At 69.6% G+C, this 18,119-nt stretch carries 17 protein-coding genes, 3 tRNA genes and 1 pseudogene; 13 read left to right on the top strand and 8 right to left on the bottom strand.

Annotated elements, in window-relative coordinates; genetic code table 11:
* The first annotated feature begins 37 nt into the window (after positions 1 to 37).
* Positions 38 to 577 (top strand): DUF6232 family protein, encoded by a 540-nt coding sequence (locus tag ACQP2X_RS41135; RefSeq protein WP_498691190.1) that lies wholly within the window; start codon positions 38 to 40, stop codon positions 575 to 577.
* Here the strand turns inward: ACQP2X_RS41135 and ACQP2X_RS41130 are convergent.
* Positions 504 to 1,397 (bottom strand): helix-turn-helix domain-containing protein, encoded by an 894-nt coding sequence (locus ACQP2X_RS41130; protein WP_498691187.1) that lies wholly within the window; start codon positions 1,395 to 1,397, stop codon positions 504 to 506. The two genes, ACQP2X_RS41135 and ACQP2X_RS41130, sit on opposite strands and share 74 nt — an antisense overlap.
* 290 nt (positions 1,398 to 1,687) lie before the next feature.
* Here ACQP2X_RS41130 and ACQP2X_RS41125 point away from each other — a divergent pair, with 290 nt between their 5' ends.
* Complete coding sequence (locus ACQP2X_RS41125; protein ID WP_498691185.1) at positions 1,688 to 1,891, top strand: DUF397 domain-containing protein; 204 nt, start codon at positions 1,688 to 1,690, stop codon at positions 1,889 to 1,891.
* A gap of 8 nt (positions 1,892 to 1,899) precedes the next feature.
* Here the strand turns inward: ACQP2X_RS41125 and ACQP2X_RS41120 are convergent, their stop codons facing one another.
* The 4 genes from ACQP2X_RS41120 to ACQP2X_RS41105 form a co-directional block, all read right to left on the bottom strand.
* A complete protein-coding gene (locus ACQP2X_RS41120) occupies positions 1,900 to 2,529 on the bottom strand; it encodes a DUF5753 domain-containing protein (protein WP_498691181.1) in 630 nt (209 codons plus the stop codon).
* A gap of 518 nt (positions 2,530 to 3,047) precedes the next feature.
* Positions 3,048 to 3,119, bottom strand: a tRNA-Val gene (locus ACQP2X_RS41115).
* Positions 3,120 to 3,139: 20 nt separating this feature from the next.
* Positions 3,140 to 3,210 (bottom strand) — tRNA-Cys (locus tag ACQP2X_RS41110).
* 38 nt (positions 3,211 to 3,248) lie between these two features.
* Positions 3,249 to 3,321, bottom strand: a tRNA-Gly gene (locus ACQP2X_RS41105).
* A gap of 177 nt (positions 3,322 to 3,498) precedes the next feature.
* Between ACQP2X_RS41105 and ACQP2X_RS41100 the strand changes: the two genes are divergently transcribed.
* The 3 genes and pseudogenes from ACQP2X_RS41100 to ACQP2X_RS41090 all read left to right on the top strand — a co-directional run bounded on the left by ACQP2X_RS41100 (position 3,499) and on the right by ACQP2X_RS41090 (position 5,634).
* The gene (locus tag ACQP2X_RS41100) at positions 3,499 to 4,680 is read left to right on the top strand and encodes a GNAT family N-acetyltransferase (RefSeq protein ID WP_498691179.1); all 1,182 of its coding nucleotides are present in this window, start codon (positions 3,499 to 3,501) and stop codon (positions 4,678 to 4,680) included.
* A 5-nt stretch (positions 4,681 to 4,685) separates the two neighbouring features.
* Positions 4,686 to 4,895: pseudogene (locus ACQP2X_RS41095) on the top strand (hypothetical protein); the annotation flags it as partial.
* Positions 4,896 to 5,052: 157 nt separating this feature from the next.
* Complete coding sequence (locus tag ACQP2X_RS41090) at positions 5,053 to 5,634, top strand: TetR/AcrR family transcriptional regulator (protein WP_498691177.1); 582 nt, start codon at positions 5,053 to 5,055, stop codon at positions 5,632 to 5,634.
* 129 nt (positions 5,635 to 5,763) lie between these two features.
* Here ACQP2X_RS41090 and ACQP2X_RS41085 read toward each other — a convergent pair whose 3' ends face one another.
* On the bottom strand, positions 5,764 to 7,473 hold the full coding sequence (locus ACQP2X_RS41085) for an ABC transporter ATP-binding protein (protein WP_498691176.1): 1,710 nt from the start codon (positions 7,471 to 7,473) through the stop codon (positions 5,764 to 5,766).
* A complete protein-coding gene (locus ACQP2X_RS41080) occupies positions 7,470 to 9,059 on the bottom strand; it encodes an ABC transporter transmembrane domain-containing protein (RefSeq protein WP_498701173.1) in 1,590 nt (529 codons plus the stop codon). Before ACQP2X_RS41080 ends, ACQP2X_RS41085 begins: the two co-directional genes overlap by 4 nt.
* A 719-nt stretch (positions 9,060 to 9,778) precedes the next feature.
* Between ACQP2X_RS41080 and ACQP2X_RS41075 the strand changes: the two genes are divergently transcribed.
* The 6 genes from ACQP2X_RS41075 (at position 9,779) to ACQP2X_RS41050 (ending at position 14,947) form a co-directional block, all read left to right on the top strand.
* Positions 9,779 to 10,750 carry an NAD-dependent epimerase/dehydratase family protein gene (locus ACQP2X_RS41075; protein ID WP_498691173.1) on the top strand — a complete coding sequence of 324 codons (972 nt, stop codon included), beginning with the start codon at positions 9,779 to 9,781 and terminating at the stop codon, positions 10,748 to 10,750.
* 4 nt (positions 10,751 to 10,754) lie between these two features.
* Complete coding sequence (locus tag ACQP2X_RS41070; protein ID WP_498691171.1) at positions 10,755 to 11,357, top strand: hypothetical protein; 603 nt, start codon at positions 10,755 to 10,757, stop codon at positions 11,355 to 11,357.
* 25 nt (positions 11,358 to 11,382) lie between these two features.
* Entirely contained in the window at positions 11,383 to 11,937 is a 555-nt protein-coding gene (ybiA, locus tag ACQP2X_RS41065; RefSeq protein ID WP_498691170.1) for a riboflavin biosynthesis intermediates N-glycosidase, read from the top strand.
* Positions 11,938 to 12,119: 182 nt separating this feature from the next.
* On the top strand, positions 12,120 to 12,650 hold the full coding sequence (locus tag ACQP2X_RS41060; RefSeq protein ID WP_498691168.1) for a hypothetical protein: 531 nt from the start codon (positions 12,120 to 12,122) through the stop codon (positions 12,648 to 12,650).
* A 38-nt stretch (positions 12,651 to 12,688) separates the two neighbouring features.
* The gene (locus ACQP2X_RS41055; protein WP_498691163.1) at positions 12,689 to 13,300 is read left to right on the top strand and encodes an NADPH-dependent FMN reductase; all 612 of its coding nucleotides are present in this window, start codon (positions 12,689 to 12,691) and stop codon (positions 13,298 to 13,300) included.
* A 141-nt stretch (positions 13,301 to 13,441) separates the two neighbouring features.
* Entirely contained in the window at positions 13,442 to 14,947 is a 1,506-nt protein-coding gene (locus ACQP2X_RS41050; protein WP_498691159.1) for a protein kinase domain-containing protein, read from the top strand.
* On the opposite strand, the gene ACQP2X_RS41045 is transcribed toward ACQP2X_RS41050, so the two are convergent.
* Complete coding sequence (locus ACQP2X_RS41045; RefSeq protein ID WP_498691157.1) at positions 14,944 to 16,614, bottom strand: alpha-keto acid decarboxylase family protein; 1,671 nt, start codon at positions 16,612 to 16,614, stop codon at positions 14,944 to 14,946. The genes ACQP2X_RS41050 and ACQP2X_RS41045 overlap by 4 nt on opposite strands.
* Before the next feature lie 103 nt (positions 16,615 to 16,717).
* On the opposite strand from ACQP2X_RS41045, the gene ACQP2X_RS41040 reads away from it, so the two are divergent.
* Together ACQP2X_RS41040 and ACQP2X_RS41035 are read left to right on the top strand one after the other, a co-directional pair.
* Positions 16,718 to 17,200 carry an Lrp/AsnC family transcriptional regulator gene (locus ACQP2X_RS41040; RefSeq protein ID WP_498654485.1) on the top strand — a complete coding sequence of 161 codons (483 nt, stop codon included), beginning with the start codon at positions 16,718 to 16,720 and terminating at the stop codon, positions 17,198 to 17,200.
* Between the two features lie 308 nt (positions 17,201 to 17,508).
* Positions 17,509 to 18,111 (top strand): GNAT family N-acetyltransferase, encoded by a 603-nt coding sequence (locus tag ACQP2X_RS41035; protein ID WP_498691154.1) that lies wholly within the window; start codon positions 17,509 to 17,511, stop codon positions 18,109 to 18,111.
* The last annotated feature ends 8 nt before the right edge of the window (positions 18,112 to 18,119 follow it).

Genomic DNA, 18,119 nt, shown 5'->3' with positions numbered 1-18,119 from the left:
GCGCATCGATCGGCGACCATGGCGGTAGGAGGTCGCCATGGCACATCAGTCCGTATCCCCGGCTTCCCGACCCGGTCCGGAAGTCGTCTACTACCCCGGCCCCGGCATCGTTGTGACCAGTCGGCGCGTCGACACCGACCAGGGGCGTTTCCTCGTCAGCGACCTGAGCCACATCTGTCGCGAATACGAGGAGACCCATCTCCCGTTCAAAATCGCGCTGTTCGCCGGCGGCGTCGAAATGGCGCTGGCCGTGCCGCTGGCCGCCGCCTTCGGCGCGGTCTCCCTGCTCGCCGCCGGAGTCGTCGCCGCCGGCGGCGCCGGGGTCGCGGCGGCGGTCGAGAGCCGGAACCAGCCGACGTGGATGGCGCTGGTGGCCGTGCATCGCGGCCGCGTCGTCACGCTCTACAGCACCAACGACCACCAGAGGTTCGATCAGGTGCGACGGGCCGTCCTCCGGGCGGTCGAGGCGCGGGAGACGCCGACGTGGCCCGCCGTCACCGAGCTCACGGCCGTGTCAGGTCGGCCCGAGCTGCCCGCAACATCTCGATCGCGTCCTCGCCGGTCCGGCCGTAGGTGAGCATGTCCTGCACGATGTCGCGGAACAGCGGGGTCCGGCTCATCTGCAGCGACGACGCGCCGGCGGCGGCCTCGACGTAGAGAACATCGTCGTGGTCGGACGCGTCGAACTGCAGAAGCTCGAAGGTGCCACCCAGGCCGGAATGGTGAACGAGATCGAGCGGGGTGATGCCGATGGTGTAGACGTCGGTGTTCTCCGCCAGCTCGAGCAGATGGTCGAGCTGCCGCCGCAGACAGTCGGGCCCGCCCACCGGCCGTCTCAGCACCGACTCGTCGATCACCGCGACGATCCGCGGAGGATTCGGCCGGGTCAGGCGCCCGAGGAACGCCTCCTGCCGGTCCATCCGCAGCCGCACTCGCGAGCGCACCTCATCGTGGTCGGGGCTGCGGCGCATGGACAGGGCTGTGATCTCGCGGGCGTACTCCTCGGTCTGCAGAAGTCCGGGGAAGAACAACAGCTGCCAGATGTTGATGACCGACGCCTCGTACTCGTAGGCGACGAAACGCTGGAAGGCACCCTCAAGGCGGTGCTTGCTGTACCACTGCCGGGTGCGGGACGCCTGGGACAGCCGGGCGAGCGCCGTCACCTCGTCCTCGTCCTCGACAGCGTAGTAGGCCAGCAGGGCGCGAAGCTCGAACGGCTGGACGGTGACCTCGCCGTTCTCGATCCGGTTGAGTTTGGACACCGACCAGCCGGTGTGCTGGGCCACGGTCGCCGCGCTGAGCTCGCTCGCCTCCCGCAGGTTCTTGAGGCGAGCCCGGACCAGTTCCCGAGCGACGATCGGGCCGATCTCAGCCGGCTCCGAACCGGAACTAGTCACCGCCACCCCGTTCGTCCTCTCCGGTCGCAAACCGCCGGATGCAAACTGCGGAATGCATATTCGCGCGAGTCTATCGCAATGCGTTTCCCGTCGGCGCGGTGTCCGGCACGGGACTCCGTCCGCTTATCCACAAAGCTGAATCTCGGGTACTGTAAGTGATCGGCTGGCTCCAACGATGGAGCCTTCGCCCACGCGCGCGGCAAACACCGGCAGCCGCGCTGCGGCCGAGACCTCGCGCAACTGCAGATCGTCCTACGCGCGGGTTCTTGCTGGTCTACGCGGGAGGCGCGATGACAGACAGGCGCGAACTCAACTGGCGAACGAGTTCGAGAAGCGGTGGGGCCAACTGTGTGGAGGTCGCGCTCGACGAGGAAACCGGCCAGGTCCACATGCGCGATTCCAAGGATCGTTCCGGCCCGGTATTGACCTTCGACCGAGCGACGTTCCGTGCCTTTGTCGCGTCTCTCATGGAGGCCGGCCCCGCCGACAAGTGATATGGCGGTCACAGTTCGCGGCTGATCGTCTCCAGCAAGGACCGCGCGTCGTCGCCGGAGACGGCTGACGCCATCATCGACTCCATGGCCACGCGGCGCCGCTCGGCTTCGGCTTCGTCCAGCACGATCCGGCTCTCGTCGGTGGTCTCGAAATAGACGGCTTCGTCGCCTTGCGCGTCGCGGTGCACCTCGAACGGCCCGGCGAGCCCCGGATAGGCACCGGCGCCGAACGGAACGATGCCCAGGTCGACAGTGGGCAGCTTCGCGACGTCGCTCAGATGGGCAAGCTGCTTGCGCATGGTCTCGCGGTCACCGACGAGGCGTCGCAGCGCTCCCTCGTCGATCAGCACCGAGACCCGCGGCGGCTCGTCGCCCTCGAGCCGCTCGGCCAGGCCCGCGGCCCGTTTCATCCGCCTCCGGACCCGGTCGGCGAGCTCCTGGTCGCCCGGGTCGAGCGAGAGGATCCCCCCGATCATCCCGGCCGCATAGCCCTCGACCTGGAACAGCCCCGGCACCCAGTTGGTCTGCATGAGGTGGATCTGAACCGACTCCGCTTCGCGCTTCAGCAGCTCGTCAAGGGCAGCTTGCCCCCATGAAGTGGTCGCGTCGCCGGTCCGATTCATCGTCAGGCCCCTCATCCGAATCAGCCTAGACCGGTCTGCCGGTGGCTGTCTGCGCTTTGCAGATTTCGTTATGACGGCTTGGGACCTTAGCGAACCCCCCACCCCGAGTCGACCCCAAACACACCGCGTCTCAGCCATTTGTCCATTTCGCCACAACACATCACACTCCGGCGGGACCACCTCCGCCAACCCCAACCGGGAGCGGTCGCTTCAAATTTCAAGGCGCAGAAGAAGGACCGCCGGCGGTGAAAGGCGGATTCGCCGCCCCCATCGCTGCCAGGCTCAGCAGAGACCGTGCCCGTCAGTCCCGCCGCACCCATAGCATCGCGGCCCGCCAGGCCCAGCAAAGAGCGTGACCGTCAGTCGCCGCGTGCCCATCGCATCGCGGGCCGCCAGGCCCAGCAAAGAGCGTGACCGCCAGTCGCCGCGTGCCCATCGCAACGCGGGGCTTCCGGGGGCTCGGCCCCCGGAGCAGATATGACGAGACGGCCCCGGCTCGCGCTTTCCGCGAGCAGGGACCGCCTGCCGTCTCGTGGGCGATACTGGGATCGAACCAGTGACCTCTTCCGTGTCAAGGAAGCGCGCTCCCGCTGCGCCAATCGCCCTTCGGGTATTGCAAACTGCGAGGTGGAGACGGGATTTGAACCCGTGTACACGGCTTTGCAGGCCGTTGCCTCGCCTCTCGGCCACTCCACCGAGCCAGCCCTGCACGTGTCCTGTGAAGGCCTTCTCCGAGCGGACGACGGGATTCGAACCCGCGACCCTCACCTTGGCAAGGTGATGCGCTACCAGCTGCGCTACGTCCGCTTGTCTGTCCGGGCCGTTGTCCCGGCGACGGATGAAACATTAGCGGGTACCCGGGCGCCTTGCCAAACCGGGGTACCCCGGCGCGTCGTGGCAGCTCGTTCACCAGGTGTTTCCGGGTTATCCACAGGCCGGGAAACAGGGCAGCGGACGTACGGCCCTCCGGTGTTGGATGGGTCCATGGACTTCCGGCAGATCAGCGCGGCGGAGCGCACGGCGACCATGTTCCCTCTTCAGACCTATGCGTTCATGCCGTCGCCGTGGCCGGAGGAGGAGGTGGCCGCCTATCGGAGGCGGATGCCGTTCTTCGAGTCGACCATCAGCATGGTCGCCGAGGAGGACGGGGAGGCGCTGGCCTGCGCGGCGGCTCTTCGTATGCGGCAGAACGTGCGGGGGCATGTGCTCGACATGGCCGGCGTGGCGTCGGTGGCGTCCCATCCGGCGGCGCGGCGGCGCGGCATCGTCCGTGAGCTGCTGACGAGGCTCTTGCGGCAGTCGCGGCAGGAGGGGTTCGCGGTCAGCGCGCTCTATCCGTTCCGTCCCAGCTTCTACGCGCGGTTCGGGTTCGTCGGGATTCCCCGTCACCGCACGGCCAGCTTCGCCCCGGAGGGGCTCACCCATCTGGTGCGGGCCGATCTGCCGGGTGAGGTCGAGCGGCTTTCGATGTGGGACGGCCATGAGGCGTACGAGGAACTCAGTCGCCGTTTGCTCGGAGAGCGTCACGGGTTCTCGGTGTTCGACGCGGTGCGCAGTGCGGAGTTCCGCGAGGAGAAGCAGTGGGTGGCCGTCGCGCGCGTGGGTGGCGAGGTGGTGGGCGCCGTGAAATACCGGATCGATCGGTACGGCGGTGAGCTGACCGGGTCCGACCTGCTGGCCACGGGGCCGCTGGGGCGGGCGCTGCTGCTGCAGTTCTTCAGCCGGCATGTCGACCAGGTGTCGCGGGTCGTGGTGCGGGTCGGCGCCGACGAGGTGCCCGAGTTGTGGGGCACCGACTTCGCGGTGACCACCGAGGGCCAGGTGAATCATCCGCGCCGGGGCGGGGCGATGGTGCGGGTTCTCGACATGGAGGCGCTGACCGGCGTGGCGGCCGGCGACGGTGACGTGACGATCGAGATCCCCGAGGACGAGCACGTGGGCGGTGTCTGGCGCCTGACCGGTGAGGGTGGCCGGTTGTCGGTGGCTAAGGGGACGTCGGAGCCGTCGGCCACGTTGACGGTGGGTGGGTTCAGCGGGTTGCTCTACGGCGTGCTCGACCCGGTCGAGGTGGTGGTTCGCGGTCTGGGGCGCGTCGACGGGGCGGCGGTCGGGGCGCTGGGCAGTTTGTTCCCGCGGCAGATGCCGTACATCTGCGCGGACTTCTGAGAGGGGTGGGTGTGCGGAAGGGTTCGATCCTGTCCTACAAGTCCGAAGACTCGGTTCTGAGCGTCTATTCGAAGGGTTCGGTGCTGTCGATCGGCTCTACCGGGTCGGCGTTGTCGGTGGGTTCGGTCGGCTCGTTCGGCTCGATCCTGTCGATCGGTTCGTGGCTGTCGGTCGGTTCGGTGCTGTCCGCTTTGTCGGTCGGCTCGGTCTTGGCATGGCGTGCCCGAAAGGCGGTGATGAGAGCGGGCGGTCAGAACTGAGGTCACGCGCGGACCGCGGTGTGGACTGGGTACAACCTGTTCCGAGAAATTGAACTTCATGACATTATCGTTACTTGCCAGTAACGTTCGTCATCTCGGAGAGGGGTGTGCCTTGATCTACGGCGTACAGGCCCCGCGCCGCCGGGACGCGCAGCGCAACCGCCAGGCGATCCTCGAGGCGGCCAGCGACCTCATGACCGGGCGGCGGGGCACCGTGGGCATGCCGGAGATCGCCCGTCGGGCGGGTATCGGCCAGGCCACCCTCTACCGGCATTTTCCCGACCGATATGCGCTGACCTCAGGGGTCATCGCCTTTCAGGTGGAGCGCCTCGAAGTTTGCGTCGACGCCAACCGGCATCAGCCGGCCGCGTTCCGGCCGTTGCTCGGTGCCGTCTTGAGCTCGCAGGTCGCCATGCGGCCGCTCGTCCATTTGGCCCGCCGCCTGGAACCGGCCGTGCAAGGGCGGTACCTGCGCCAGATCGTCGGGCTGCTGGCCGGTCCGTTGCAGCGGGCGCAGGAGCAGGGCTTCGTGCGCCGTGACCTCGTGCCGGCCGACCTGCTCCTCTTCTTCGGGATGGTGGAGGGCGTGGCCGAGGGCATCATCACCGACGGCGCCGCCGGGCAGGGCGGCACCGTCGAGCATGCGGCGAAGGCCATCGAGCTCGCCCTCGACGGCCTCATGCCGGCGCCGTGAGACCGGGCGGTCTCCCGCCGGCGCCGTGAGACCGGGCGGTCTCCCGCCGGCGTCGTGAGGCTGGGCGGTCTCCGGCGGCGTCGTGGTGAGGCTGGGCGATCTCACGCCGGCGCTACGAGGTCTGAGGGGCTAGGCGGGCTCGTGGCCGTGCCAGGAGTGCCACAACGCCGCGTAGGGGCCGCCGGCTGCTACCAGCTCGTCGTGTGTGCCTACCTCGATGATGCGGCCGTCGTCCATCACCACCACGCGGTCGGCGTCGTGTGCTGTCTGGAGGCGGTGGGCGATGGCGATCACCGTACGTTCGTGCAGCACCGCTGCCAGGGCCCGCTCCGCTGTTCGGGCTGCCGTCGGGTCCAGCAGCGCCGTCGCCTCGTCCAGGATCACCGTGTGCGGGTCGGCCAGCACCACCCGGGCCAGCGCCAACTGCTGTGCCTGCGCGCCGTCCGGTGGCTCCTCGCCCAGGTCACGGTCCAGGTCGTCGGCCCAGTCGGCGCCCACCGTCTTCAGTGCCCGGCGCAACTCCTCGTCCGGCGCCGCCACCATCAAGTTGTCGCGCAGCGTCTCCCGGAAGACGTGATGCTCCTGTGTCACCAGCACCACCTGGCGGCGCAGCTCGTCCGGCGGCAGTTCCGCCACCGCCACCCCGCCCACTGTCACCGAGCCCGCGCCCGGACGGTCCACCCCGGCGATCAAGCGGCCCAGCGTCGACTTGCCCGCGCCCGACAGGCCCACTATCGCCAGCCTTTCACCCGGCAGCACCGTCAGGTCGACGTCATGCAGCACGTCACGGCCCTTGTCGTACGCGTACCGGACGCCCTTGATCTCGATGCGGTCGCCCTCGGGCAGTCGCGTCTCGAACCGGGGCGCCGGAATCTCGGCCAGGCCCTCGACCCGGGCGAACGACGCGCTGCTGCTCTGCAACTGCTCGATCCAGATCGTGATCGCGTCGAGCGGGCCGACCAGCTGCCTCAGGAACAGCACCGCCGCGCTGACCGTGCCCAGGCTGACGTGACCGTCTATGTAGAGCAAGCCGCCCACCAGCAGCACCAGCACGCTCGGCAGGGCGTACGAGATCTCGACCGATGGAAAGAAGAAACTCCGCAAGCTCAGCGTGGCCAAGCGGGTGCGGCGCGTCTCGGCGATTGCCCCACGGCCCGCCGCGAGGCGGCGTTCCGCCAGGTCAAAGGCTTCGATCGTACGGGCTCCGGCTGTCGTCGCCGCGAGTTCCTCCGCCAGCTGCGAGTTGGCCTCGCCCTCCTTGAGATAGGCCGGGCGGGCCCGCTTCAGATACCAGCGGGTCGAGAACCAGATGCCGGACAGCCCGATCAGGCCGATCACCCCCAGCAGCGGGTTGAGCAGCAGCAGCGCGGCCACCAGGAAGACGATCTGGACGAAGCTGATCAGCAGGGTGGGCAGGATGTCGCGCAACGTGGTGGCCACCGCGTCCACGTCGGTGGTGCCGCGGGCCGCGATGTCGCCGGCCGGCACCCGCTCCACCACCGAGGCGGGCAGGGCCAGCGAGCGGCGCAGGAAATTCTCGCGGATCCGGGCGGCGGTGCGTTCGCCGAAGCGGTAGGCGATCGCCAAGGCGTACCGGGAAAGAACGGTTTGAAAGATCGCGCAGGCCAGGACCGCCGCGGCCAGCTTGTCGACCGCGCCGACCCCGCCGCCTCGCGTGACCTCGTCGATGATGCGGCCGAGCAGCCACGGGCCGGCGACACCGGCCAGCGCGACCAGCGAGTTGAGGGCGAGGATGACCACGACGGACCGCCGGTCGAGCGCGATCAGGCGCAGCGCCGCCCGCGCCACCGTCCGCTGATCGGCGACCGGAAGCCTCATTCGTTCTCCTCCTCGCCGAACACGCGGGTGACCAGCGCGCGATATCCGGGCTCGCCGGCCAGCAGGTCGCGGTGGGTGCCGGAGGCGGCCACCCGCCCGTCGACCAGGTAGTGCACCACGTCGGCCCTGTCGAGCAGCACCGGCGACGTGGTGGCGACGACCGTGCCCCGCCCCGCGCGCGCCTCGGCCAGACGTTCGGCGATGGCCGCCTCGGTGTGCGCGTCGACGGCCGACGTCGGCTCGGCCGCGAGCAGCATCTCCGGATCGGCGTGGACCGCGCGGGCCAGGCGTACGCGCTGGCGCTGCCCTCCGGACAGGTTGCGGCCGGCCCACTCCACCGGCCGGCCGAGATCGTCGGCGACGTCGTGGGCCACAGCGGTGTCGATCGCGGCCCGCACCTTCGGCTCGTGCGGCTCGTGCCGGCCGGCGACCACCTCACGCAGCTCGCCCGCGAACAGGTCGGCGCTCGGCTCGGTGACCAGGATCCGCTGCCTGATCAACGGCTGCGAGATCTCGTCGAGCCGGACGCCGCCCCAGGTCGCCGCGGTCGGCCCGTAGCGCCCCAGCCGGTCGATGACCGCGGCCGCGTCGGCCGGGCGGGAACCGGCGAGCGCGGTGAACCGGCCCGGCTCGGCGACCACACCGGACTCCGGATCGTGCAGCACGGCCGGACCCGGAGGTGCCTCCCGGCCGGCCGGATCGTCGGCCGGGAGGCGCAGGAAGTTGACCACCCGCCGCGCCGCGACCAGCCCCCGCGTAACGTCGAACGAGCAGAAGATCAGCACGTTGACCGGGATCACGAGCATGGCCGTATATCCGTACACCGCGACCAGCTGTCCCGCGGTCAGCTGCCCCTCGGCCGCGAGCCGGGCCGCGAGCCAGACGACGACGGCGAGGAACACGACCGGCAGGCCGTCGCCGAGCGCCCCGATCCAGCTCGACGGGCCACCGACCCGGTAGCCCTGCTGTCTCAAGCGGCCGGACTCACGTTCGTACCTCTGCAAATGGGTCTCCTTGCCGCCGAGCCCGTTGAGGATGCGCAGGCCGCCGAGCACGTCGACCAGGCGGGCGTTGAGCTCACCCTGCCGCTGCCGATATCCCTGCGAGGCGCGCTGGCTGCGTTGCAGCAACGGCCCGACGAACAGAGCCAGCACCGGCACCCCGGCCAGCACGACGATCGCCAGCGAGGGCGCCGTCCGGGACAGAAGGACCGCGACCACGATGTACGCCAAGGTGGCCGCGACCCCGACACCGCCGACGTTCATGGCCCGCCCGATGGTCCACACATCCGAAATGCCGATGGTGACCACCTCGCCCGCGGTGACGCGCCGCGGCAACGCCGAGCCGAGCCGCGTGGCATGGGTCATGACCAGGTCGGCGGTCCGCAGAGCGGCCGCCATCCGCAGCTTCGACATGCTGCGGTGCCGCATGATCCCCAGCACCGCGCTGGCCACACCGACGACCAGGACGGCCGCGACCCAGCCGATCAGCGCGCCCGGTTGCCGCGCGCCGAGCCCGCGGTCGATGGCCTGCGAGATGAGGTACGGGGTGGTCGCCAGGCTCACGAACCACAACGACCCGAACATCGCCCCCAACCCGACCCGTCCCTTGTGCTCCCGCCCCAGCCACCACAAAAACCGTCCCGGTCCCCGTATGTCCACGTCGGCCACTCTGCCCCAGAGCACCCTCGATCGCTGCCCGTTTTCAGTCGATGTGGCGCTGGATCACGCGGGGCGGGAGGACGTCCACAGTTCCTCGAAGACGCGAACGCGCTTGGCCACCGTCTCCGCGTCGGTCACCAGCCTCGTCGCGATGAAGTACGGCACCGCGTCGGCCCCGAACTTCGAGCCGGGCGTCAGCTCGTAGCTCAGCTCCCGGTCGAAAAGGACGATGTCGGGGATGAGAAGTCTCCGCGCCGGCGGGAGGCTCGAGGCGTCCTTCTGCTCGCGCAGGATTTGCTGGATCGCCCGGTCGGCCGCCGCCTCGCCGTCGTCCAGGATGAAGACGCGGCGGACGCGGACGCCCCGTTCGATCGCCTGCCGCTGCCATTCGAGATAGCGGACGCCGATCTCGGAGCTCCAGAATCCCTGGTCGGCGAAGCAGGGTCATGCCACCGATCAGGATCGTCAGGATCAGCACCGTCGCGAGCGGCTGATCAGTCAGGTTCGTGACTCCGAAAGTGACCACGCCGACGCCCAGCGCGATCGCGATCTTGCGGACAACCGGATTGCCGAGCGCCACATCCATTCCAGCAATGCTGCCGACGAGTCTTCGCGCAATCAATCCGGGGACTTATGGTGACGGCATGCGGATCGTTGTCATCGGTGGCAGTGGGCACATCGGCACCTTTCTGGTGCCGCGGCTGGTGCGGGCCGGGCATGAGGTGGTCAATATCAGCCGGGGGCAGCGGAGCCGTTATGTGGACGACCCGGCCTGGGAGCAGGTGCGGCACGTGGCCGCCGACCGGGAGGCCGAGGACCGGGACGGCACCTTCGCCGAGCGGGTCGTGGGGCTGCGGCCCGACGTCGTCGTCGATCTCATCTGCTTCACGCTCGAATCGGCCACGGCGCTGGTCGAGCGGCTCCGCGGGGAGACCGGGCACCTGGTGCACTGCGGGTCGATCTGGCGGTTCGGGCCGAGCCTGAAGATTCCGATCACCGAGGAGAACGGGGCGCCGCCGATCGGGGAGTACGGGGTAGGCAAGGCGGCCATCGCCCGGATGCTCCAGGAGGAGTCGCGCCGGGGTGGCCTGGTCACGACCTCGCTGCATCCGGGACACATCGTGGGGCCGGGCTGGCATCCGGTGGGGCCGCTCGGCAACCTCGACCCGGCCGTGTGGCGCAAGCTGTCGAGCGGGGAGCCGCTGGAGATCCCGGGCATCGGCGCCGAGTTCATGCACCACGTGCACGCCGACGATGTGGCGCAGGCCTTCGAGGCCGCCGTCGCGCGGCGGGAGGTGGCCGCCGGCGAGGACTTCAACGTGGTCGCGCCCTCGGCCCTCAACGTGCGCGGCTTCGCCCAGATCGCCGCGTCGTGGTTCGGGCAGACCGCCGAGCTGCGGACTGTCACGTGGGAGGCGTTCCGGCGTACCACCGAAGCCGAAGCCGCACAGGCCAGCTGGGAACATCTCGTCCGCAACCACTACTTCAGCGTCGACAAGGCGCACGCGCTACTCGGCTACGCGCCGCAGCACGAGCCCGAGGACGCGGTGCTCGAGTCGGTGCGCTGGCTGATCGAGCACGGGCAGTTGGACGTCGCCGGCCCCCTCAAGATCTGACCCCATGGACCGGATCATCGAGACCGGCGATCGCGTCCTCGACCTGATGGCCTCGGTCATCGCCATCCTCACCACGCCGGTGCCCAGTGAGCTCGACGCTCTCGCGGTGCCGACCGGCCAGGGCGAGGAGTGGCGCCTGCGGCACGCGATCCACCTCTGGGAGACGTCACCGCGCACCCGCCACCTGCTCATCGCCGACGGCAACCCGGCCGAACGGACGTACACCGGCCTCAGCCCGGCCTATCTGCGGAGCCTGGGCCTGCGCCGTCTCGACGGGGTGCGCGTCCAGCCCGAGCCGGCCCCCAACACGGGACTGCAGGCCACCTGGATCGCCACCCAGGCGGCCGAACTGGGCATCGGGAATCTCGGGCTCGTGGTCACGCCGTACCACCTGCCCCGGGTCTTCCTGACCGTCCTGAAGGCCTTGACGAGCCCGGTCGCGCTCCACCCCGTGCCGGTGCCCGTGCCGCCGCACGAGCGGGTTCCCGAGACCGGCGCCACCGCGTACGACCTGGTGCCGGGCGAGATGCTGCGGATCCTCGACTACGCCGGCAAGGGCTGGCTCGCCACCCCGGCCGAGCTGCGCGAATACTTGATGGCGCGGTGATCGTCCGAACGGCAGACTGCTGGCCATGGCGAAGTACCTGTTCTTCTGGGGGCACCAGCCCGAGGCCGACGGTCGTCCCGGCGCGGGGTGCCTGAGCCAGTGGTGGCCGTCGCCGTTCGAGGTGGACGGGGTGCGGTTCGCCACGGCCGAGCACTACATGATGTGGAGCAAAGCCGTGCTTTTCGGCGACGAGGACATGGCCGGGCAGATCCTCGCGGCCGGGCATCCGCACGCGGCGAAGAAGCTCGGCGGGCGCGTCGCCGGATTCGAGCAGCAGACCTGGAACGACCACCGCCTGCCCATCGTCGTCGCCGGCAACCTGGCCAAGTTCGGCGCTCACGACGACCTGCGCGACTTCCTGCTCACCACCGGCGACCGGGTGCTGGTCGAGGCCAGTCCGCTCGACCGTGTGTGGGGCATCGGCCTGGGCCGCGACGATCCCCGGGCACAGGACCCGGCACAGTGGCGCGGCCTCAACCTGCTCGGCGTCGCCCTGATGCGGGTCAGGGACGAGCTTGCTCGTACGAGCGGGCCACGATCCGCCGCAACGACTCCTGGTCGGCCTGGTCGACCCGCTTGAGATAGAGGCAGCCCTTGCCGGTCTCGTGCGCCTCCAGGTAGCCGGTCAGGTAGATCGAGGTCTGCCCCTTCCGCGGCGAGAAGCCGATCGCGGCCGATCTCCTTCGGGTTGGTGGAAGTGCTCAGATTCTCGCTCCGGCGGCCGAACCCAGTCACTACCGAACGCCCTCCGGAAGGACCCCCATGAAGCGCCGACTTGCCGCCGTCACGGTTGTTGCCTCGATGACGGCCCTGTCGATGTCCGGTACGGCCCTGGCCGCCCCGAGCCACAAGGCCAAGCCCCCGGCGGTGCAGGCCGCCAAGGACACGGACCGGGACGCGATGCCCGACGCGTACGAGAGGGCCAACGGGCTCAACCTCCGCAAGAAGGACGCGGCCGGTGACAAGGACGCGGACGGGCTGACCAACCTGGCCGAGTACAAGGCCGGCACCAGCGCGGACGACGCCGACACGGACGGGGACACGCTGCCCGACGGCTACGAGGTCAGCAAGAAGCTCAACCCGAAGAGCAACGACGCCAAGTCGGATCCGGACGCCGACGGGCTGATCAACAAGACCGAGCGGATGCTGGGCCTCAACCCGCGGTCGGCCGACACCGACGGCGACGGGGTCAAGGACGGCGACGAGGACACCGACGGCGACGGCGTGGTCAACAGCAAAGACGCCAAGCCCAAGGTGTACGACCGTCCGGCCCGCGGCAAGAAATCAGCCTGATCTCCGTGGTGTAACCCGCAAGCTCTATCGTCTGCGGCATGACGCGCATCCTGCTGATCTCGGGCAGCACCCGCGATGAGTCGTTGCACAACGCCGCGCTGCGTACCGCCGCTCATCTCGCCCCGGAGGACATCAACGCCGGCCTGTTCGAGGGTCTGCGCGGTCTTCCGGCGTTCGTGGAGGGCGAGCAGAACCCGCACGACACCGTCGTCCTGCTGCGTCACCAGGTGCGCATCGCCGACGCGGTGCTGTTCAGCACGCCCGAGTACGCGGGATCGATCCCCGGCAGTCTGAAGAACCTGCTCGACTGGCTGGTCGACGAGAACCTCCTCGACGGCAAGCCGGTCGCCTGGCTCTCGGTGGCCGGCGCGGGCGAGGACGACCTCGCCCGCGCCACCCTGGAGGCCGTGCTCACCCACGCCAACGCCAAGATCCTGCGGGCGGCCTGCATCCGCCTGCCGCTCGGCGCCGAGGCGGTCGACCAGTACGGCTTCGTGGCCGACCCGCTGCTGCACCAGGCGCTGCGGGACGCCCTTCAGGGTCTGGCCCGGGTGCTGGCGATGAGCGAGAAGCCGTCGCGGCCGTCCTGGCAGACGTACTCGAGCGTCTTTCCCGTCATCGAGCGCCGGGACGGCCCGCTCACCTTCTAGTCCCTCTTACTTTTGGGGGAATCAAGTGACGGGCATTTGACCGTACGGGGTGACAGCTCCCGAACAGCACCCACCCTGGGGTGTCCCCATCGCCCTTCGCGAAGGCACACCCATGTTTCCCTCACTTTTCCGTGGCCCGGCATGAGCGATTTCGAGCGTGCCCACCCGCGGCAGGCGCTGGCCGACTTCGAGCTCGGGGCGAAGCTCGGCGAGTCGGCGGCGGCCGAGGTGTTCCGCGCCCGCAACCGGACGTTCGACATCGTGGTGGCGCTGAAGAGATGGCGGCGGCCGTTCGCGCCGGCCACCCAGAGGGCGTTCGACGAGACGTGCCGGGTGCACTACGGGCTGTCCGAACATCCGAACGTCGTCCGTCTCCTCTGGGCCGACCTGGCCGGTGACCCGCCGTGGCTGGCCACGGAGTTGCAGCAGGGATCACTGGCCGAGCTGCTGAACAGGGGGCTGATCCCGCCGGCCCAGGCGTGGCGGATCGCGGTGGACGTGCTGCGAGGGCTGACCGCGGTCCATCATCGGAGGCGGCCGCACGGAGCGCTCAAACCGGCAAATGTCCTCGTGTCGGCGGAGGGGCGGGCGATGCTCCGCGACCTGGCGCCGGCGACATCAGCGGTGCCGGACGCCGGCTTTCCGGTGGCGGTGCCGGACATGCGGGCGGTGGGCGCGGTCATCGCCGCGTTGTTCCCGGACCCGCCGCCGGCGGTGGGGGCGTTGCTGGCCCGGCCGCCCCGCACGGCCGAGGCGTTCCTGACGGCGGTGGAGAGCGCGCGGGGGGAGGGCCGCGAGCCGTACGTGGAGAACGCCGGCCCCTTCCGGACCGGCCCACCGTCACAGACGAGCCGAACGGGCCCGGTCGCGGCCGGGGGCTGGATGGGCGCGGCGGCCGGGGAGGGCAGCGCGGCGAAGGCGGGGAGTGCGGGCGCGCAGAACACCGGCGCCTACGATGTGCCGCGCCCGGCCGAGCCGAGCGACCTGCCCGCGAACTTGCACACGCCGGCGCCGGCTTCACGTCGCGAGAACGCCGCGACTTATCCCGAAAAGTCGCCTCAAATAGGCGCAACGCCGACGCTCGGAGATGCTGGAGGGCCGGGCGTTTCTGGATCGGGCGTTTCTGGATCGGGCGTTTCTGGGCCGGGCGTTTCTGGGCCGGGCGCTTCTGGGCCGGGCGTTTCTGGGCCGGGCACTTCCGGGTCGGGCGCTCCCGGGTCGGGCGCTCCCGGGTCGGGCGCTTCCGCGGCGGGTGACCTTCCGGCACGAGGAGGCGCTCCCGCGCAGAGGAGCGGCTCCGCGCAGGGGAGCGGCTCCGCGCAGAGAGGCGGCTCCGCGCAGAGAGGCGACCCCGCGCAGAGAGGCGGCCCCGCGCACGGGAGCGCTTCCGGCCGTGGAGGTGCTTCCCCTCCCGGAGGCGCGATGGCTTCCGGAAGATCTGTGGCTTCGGGGGCGGGAGCGGCCGTACAGCTGTACCGGCGGCCCGGAGAGGGACGGCGACGGTGGGTGCGGGTTCTGGTGGTCGCGGCCGGGGTCTTGGTGCTCGCGGCCGTGGTGACTGTCGTGGTGGCGTACGGGAGAAGGAATGAAAGGTTGCCGGGGCCGGCGCCTTCCGCGGAACCGGGCCCCAGCCTCGTCCGGTCCTAGGGGGTGGGCTTCGCGGCGGCTGTCGCTCGTTCGGCCAGGCGGCGCAGGAGCGGGGGAGTGTCGTACGCGTCGAGCTGGACCTCGATGAAGGCCAACCGGTCCGGGTGGTCGGCCGCGCCGCGCAGGGCCTTGTCGAGCTCGGTCGGTGTCGCCGCGTGGTGGTAGTCGGTCTCCGGGCCGGTCAGGCCGGCGACCAGGGCGCGCCAGTTCCACGGCGTCACGTCGTTGTAGACGGCCTGCGGGCTCTGCAACGCGCGCTCGATCGTGTAGCCGTGGTTGTTGAGCAGCAGGATCACCGGGCGGAGGCCGGCGGCGGCGATCGTGCCCAGCTCCTGGATGGTCATCTGGGCGGCGCCGTCGCCGATCACCAGGACGGGGCGGCGGTCCGGCTCGGCCAGGCCCTGGCCGAGGACGGCGGGCAGGGCCCAGCCGATCGAGTTCCAGATCGGCTGCCCCACGAGCGTCGTGTCGGCCGGCAGCCGCAGCGACAGCGCGCCCCAATAGGCGGTGCCGGTGTCCGCGATCAGTGCCATGTGCTCGGGCAGCCAGTCCTCCAGCGCCCGCCACAGTCCGGCCTGCGTCAGCTCCTCAGTGGGGCTGTCGGCGAGACCGGCCGCGCTCGGGAGGTCGCTGGCGGTGGAGATCCGCGAGGTCGGAGACGTGGCGGCGAGTGCTGCCGCGACGGCTTCCACCGCGTCCGGGAACAGGACGTTCTCGAAGCGCCGGTCGCCCACCCCGGAGACGGTGGCCGAGGTCCACACCGTTCGGTCGTCGATCGGGCGGGCCGAGAAGAAACCGGTCAGCTCGGCCGTCTGGACCGAGCCCAGGTGCACCACCACGTCCGCCCCGTCGACGGCCGCCGCCGGGGCCTCGCCGAGCATCGTGCCCGCGTAGTCGCCCAGGTGGCCCGGCGTTCCCTCGTCGATCACGCCCTTGGCCGCCAGCTGGGTGACCATCGGCAGGCCGAGCCCGGCGATCCGTGAGCCGAGCCGGTAGCGCGCCGCCAGCTGGCCCACGACCAGCACCGGCCGCTCGGCCCCGGTCAGAACTTCGGAGACGGCCGCGCTGAACGCCCGTACGGCAATCGGATCTGAAGTGATCCTCAGCGGCTCGCGCAGGGGCGCCGCCGAGATCCGGTGCAGGGCCAGGTCCTGCGGCACGCTCAGATAGGCCGGCTTGCGTTCGCGCCGCGCCGCCACGACGACCGCGTCGATCTGCTCACCCGCGCGGTCCGCCGTCAGCACCTCGGTGGTGACGCTTATTTCGGCGTACGCCCGATGGAAGTGCCCGAAATCCCCATCGGCCAGGGTGTGGTGGACGAGCGCTCCGGCCGCGACCGTTCCGGTCCGCGGCGACCCGACGATGTGCAGCACGGGCGCGTCCTCGGCGGCGCTGCCGGCCACCGCGTTGATCGCGCTCAGCTCGCCCACGCCGTACGTGGTGACGAGCGCGGCCAGTCCGCGGCTCCGGGCGTACGCGTCGGCGGCGTATCCGGCGCCGAGCTCGTTGGGCGACCCGGTCCAGCGCAGCCCGGGCACCTCGGCCAGGCCGTCGAGCAGGTTGAGGTTGAAGTCGCCGGGCACGCCGAACAGGTGGGACACGCCGGCCTGACGGAGCCGCTCGCCCAGATACGCGGCGACGGTGACCGTGGAGGCATAGTCGATCATGGGGACGAGCCTGGTGGCTGTTGCGCATCCTGCACAATGTGATGTCTTCTTCTTGTGCGTTCTGCTCAGCCCGAGCGGCCGTCACCGGGAAGGATTGCGCACGATGCGAATCTTGGACGCCACCGACGCGCGGATCCTGCTCGCCCTCGACGAGGATCCCGACGCCACTGTTGTGGCCCTGGCCGACCGGCTGAACATGTCCCGCAACACCGTCCAGGCCCGGCTGCGCCGCATGCGCGAGTCGGGTGCGCTGGGTGCCTACTCCCGGCGGCTCGACCCGGCCGCCCTCGGTTATCCGCTGATGGCCTTCATGACCCTGTCGCTGAGCCAGCGTGAGGGGGACCGGGCGGCCCAGCAGGTGGCCCGCATCCCCGAGGTGGTCGAGATCCTGGCCACCACCGGCGACGGCGATCTGCTGGTGCGGGTGGTGGCCCGGGACACGGCCGACCTCTACCGCATCACCAATCTGATCGTCGAGGCGCCGGGAGTCGTCCGGACGTCGACGTCGATCGTGCTTCACGAGGTGGCGCCCAGCAGTCTCGACGGCCTTCTCTTAACGGTGCGTAATGTGGACCGCGGCGCGTAGAGTGGGTCACCGTGGCATTGATCTCCAATGACGGAGATCAATGATCTCTACGGGTGGAAGAATTGAACAGCGCGGTCTTCACGCGGTAATCGGGGCCTGGACCAGGAGTAATGCGCAACGTGCGTAGTACTCGAAGGCCATAACCGTCTGCTGGATCGAGGGCGATTTCGTGCCGGTGATTGCAAGTTGCACACCAAAACGGGCACGGAGGGCATCCGGTAGATGAATTGGCACATTCAATCGGCACACACGCATTGTCATGACGCGCTCACTCTTCGTACAGTGATGAGCACAGATCATCGATCAAGATGAGTGCGACAAGCGGGCCGACCTGGCGGCGGCCTGCGGGGGAGCCGAACATGCTTATCAAAGTCATCGACCAGATCACCGATGCAGAGCAGAACCAGGCGATGTGGACCATGTACACGGACGCCTTCGAGGAGTTGAATCACCTCGCAGTCCAGCGTCACCTGATGTACAAGTCGGAGTTCGACGAGGTAATGGCGGACGCGCGCGTGGGCAAATATCTGGCCCTCGACGACGATGGCACCATGTGCGGCGTCGCCACCTACACGAACGATCTCAACGCGGTTCCGTTGATCGCTCCCCAGTACTTCGAACGGCATTGGCCGGAGCACTACGCGGCCCGGAAGATCTGGTACATCGGATTCGTCGCCGTGAGTCCGCATGCCCAGGGTCGTGAAGCCTTTTCCCAACTGGTCGAGCAGATGTACCACATCGCCTCGGCCCAGAACGGGCTCGTGTGCTTGGACATCTGCAACCACAACGACGAGGTTCGCCGCATGTCCCGAGTGTTCCGGATGATGGTCAGCCGGCTCTCGGACAACATGAAGTTCACCCGGATCGACCAGCAGTCGTACTGGCTCTACGAGTTTCCGGCAGCCGCGTAGCAGCTCGG

This window comes from Actinoplanes sp. CA-131856, from assembly GCF_050956135.1.
In the GTDB taxonomy this organism is placed as follows: domain Bacteria; phylum Actinomycetota; class Actinomycetes; order Mycobacteriales; family Micromonosporaceae; genus Actinoplanes.
The sequence above is the reverse complement of the archived record's forward strand: the minus strand, read 5'-3'. Positions and strand labels throughout refer to the sequence as shown.

Excerpts from the sequence above, each read along its gene's own strand:
- ACQP2X_RS41100 (WP_498691179.1), top strand. The coding sequence starts at position 3,499 with ATGGACTTCCGGCAGATCAGCGCGGCGGAGCGCACGGCGACCATGTTC.
- ACQP2X_RS41070 (WP_498691171.1), top strand. The coding sequence starts at position 10,755 with ATGGACCGGATCATCGAGACCGGCGATCGCGTCCTCGACCTGATGGCC.
- ACQP2X_RS41135 (WP_498691190.1), top strand. The coding sequence starts at position 38 with ATGGCACATCAGTCCGTATCCCCGGCTTCCCGACCCGGTCCGGAAGTC.
- ACQP2X_RS41075 (WP_498691173.1), top strand. The coding sequence starts at position 9,779 with ATGCGGATCGTTGTCATCGGTGGCAGTGGGCACATCGGCACCTTTCTG.
- ACQP2X_RS41050 (WP_498691159.1), top strand. The coding sequence starts at position 13,442 with ATGAGCGATTTCGAGCGTGCCCACCCGCGGCAGGCGCTGGCCGACTTC.
- ACQP2X_RS41125 (WP_498691185.1), top strand. The coding sequence starts at position 1,688 with ATGACAGACAGGCGCGAACTCAACTGGCGAACGAGTTCGAGAAGCGGT.
- ACQP2X_RS41045 (WP_498691157.1), bottom strand. The coding sequence starts at position 16,614 with ATGATCGACTATGCCTCCACGGTCACCGTCGCCGCGTATCTGGGCGAG.
- ACQP2X_RS41085 (WP_498691176.1), bottom strand. The coding sequence starts at position 7,473 with ATGAGGCTTCCGGTCGCCGATCAGCGGACGGTGGCGCGGGCGGCGCTG.
- ybiA (WP_498691170.1), top strand. The coding sequence starts at position 11,383 with ATGGCGAAGTACCTGTTCTTCTGGGGGCACCAGCCCGAGGCCGACGGT.
- ACQP2X_RS41080 (WP_498701173.1), bottom strand. The coding sequence starts at position 9,059 with ATGTTCGGGTCGTTGTGGTTCGTGAGCCTGGCGACCACCCCGTACCTC.
- ACQP2X_RS41040 (WP_498654485.1), top strand. The coding sequence starts at position 16,718 with ATGCGAATCTTGGACGCCACCGACGCGCGGATCCTGCTCGCCCTCGAC.
- ACQP2X_RS41055 (WP_498691163.1), top strand. The coding sequence starts at position 12,689 with ATGACGCGCATCCTGCTGATCTCGGGCAGCACCCGCGATGAGTCGTTG.
- ACQP2X_RS41120 (WP_498691181.1), bottom strand. The coding sequence starts at position 2,529 with ATGAGGGGCCTGACGATGAATCGGACCGGCGACGCGACCACTTCATGG.
- ACQP2X_RS41060 (WP_498691168.1), top strand. The coding sequence starts at position 12,120 with ATGAAGCGCCGACTTGCCGCCGTCACGGTTGTTGCCTCGATGACGGCC.
- ACQP2X_RS41035 (WP_498691154.1), top strand. The coding sequence starts at position 17,509 with ATGAGTGCGACAAGCGGGCCGACCTGGCGGCGGCCTGCGGGGGAGCCG.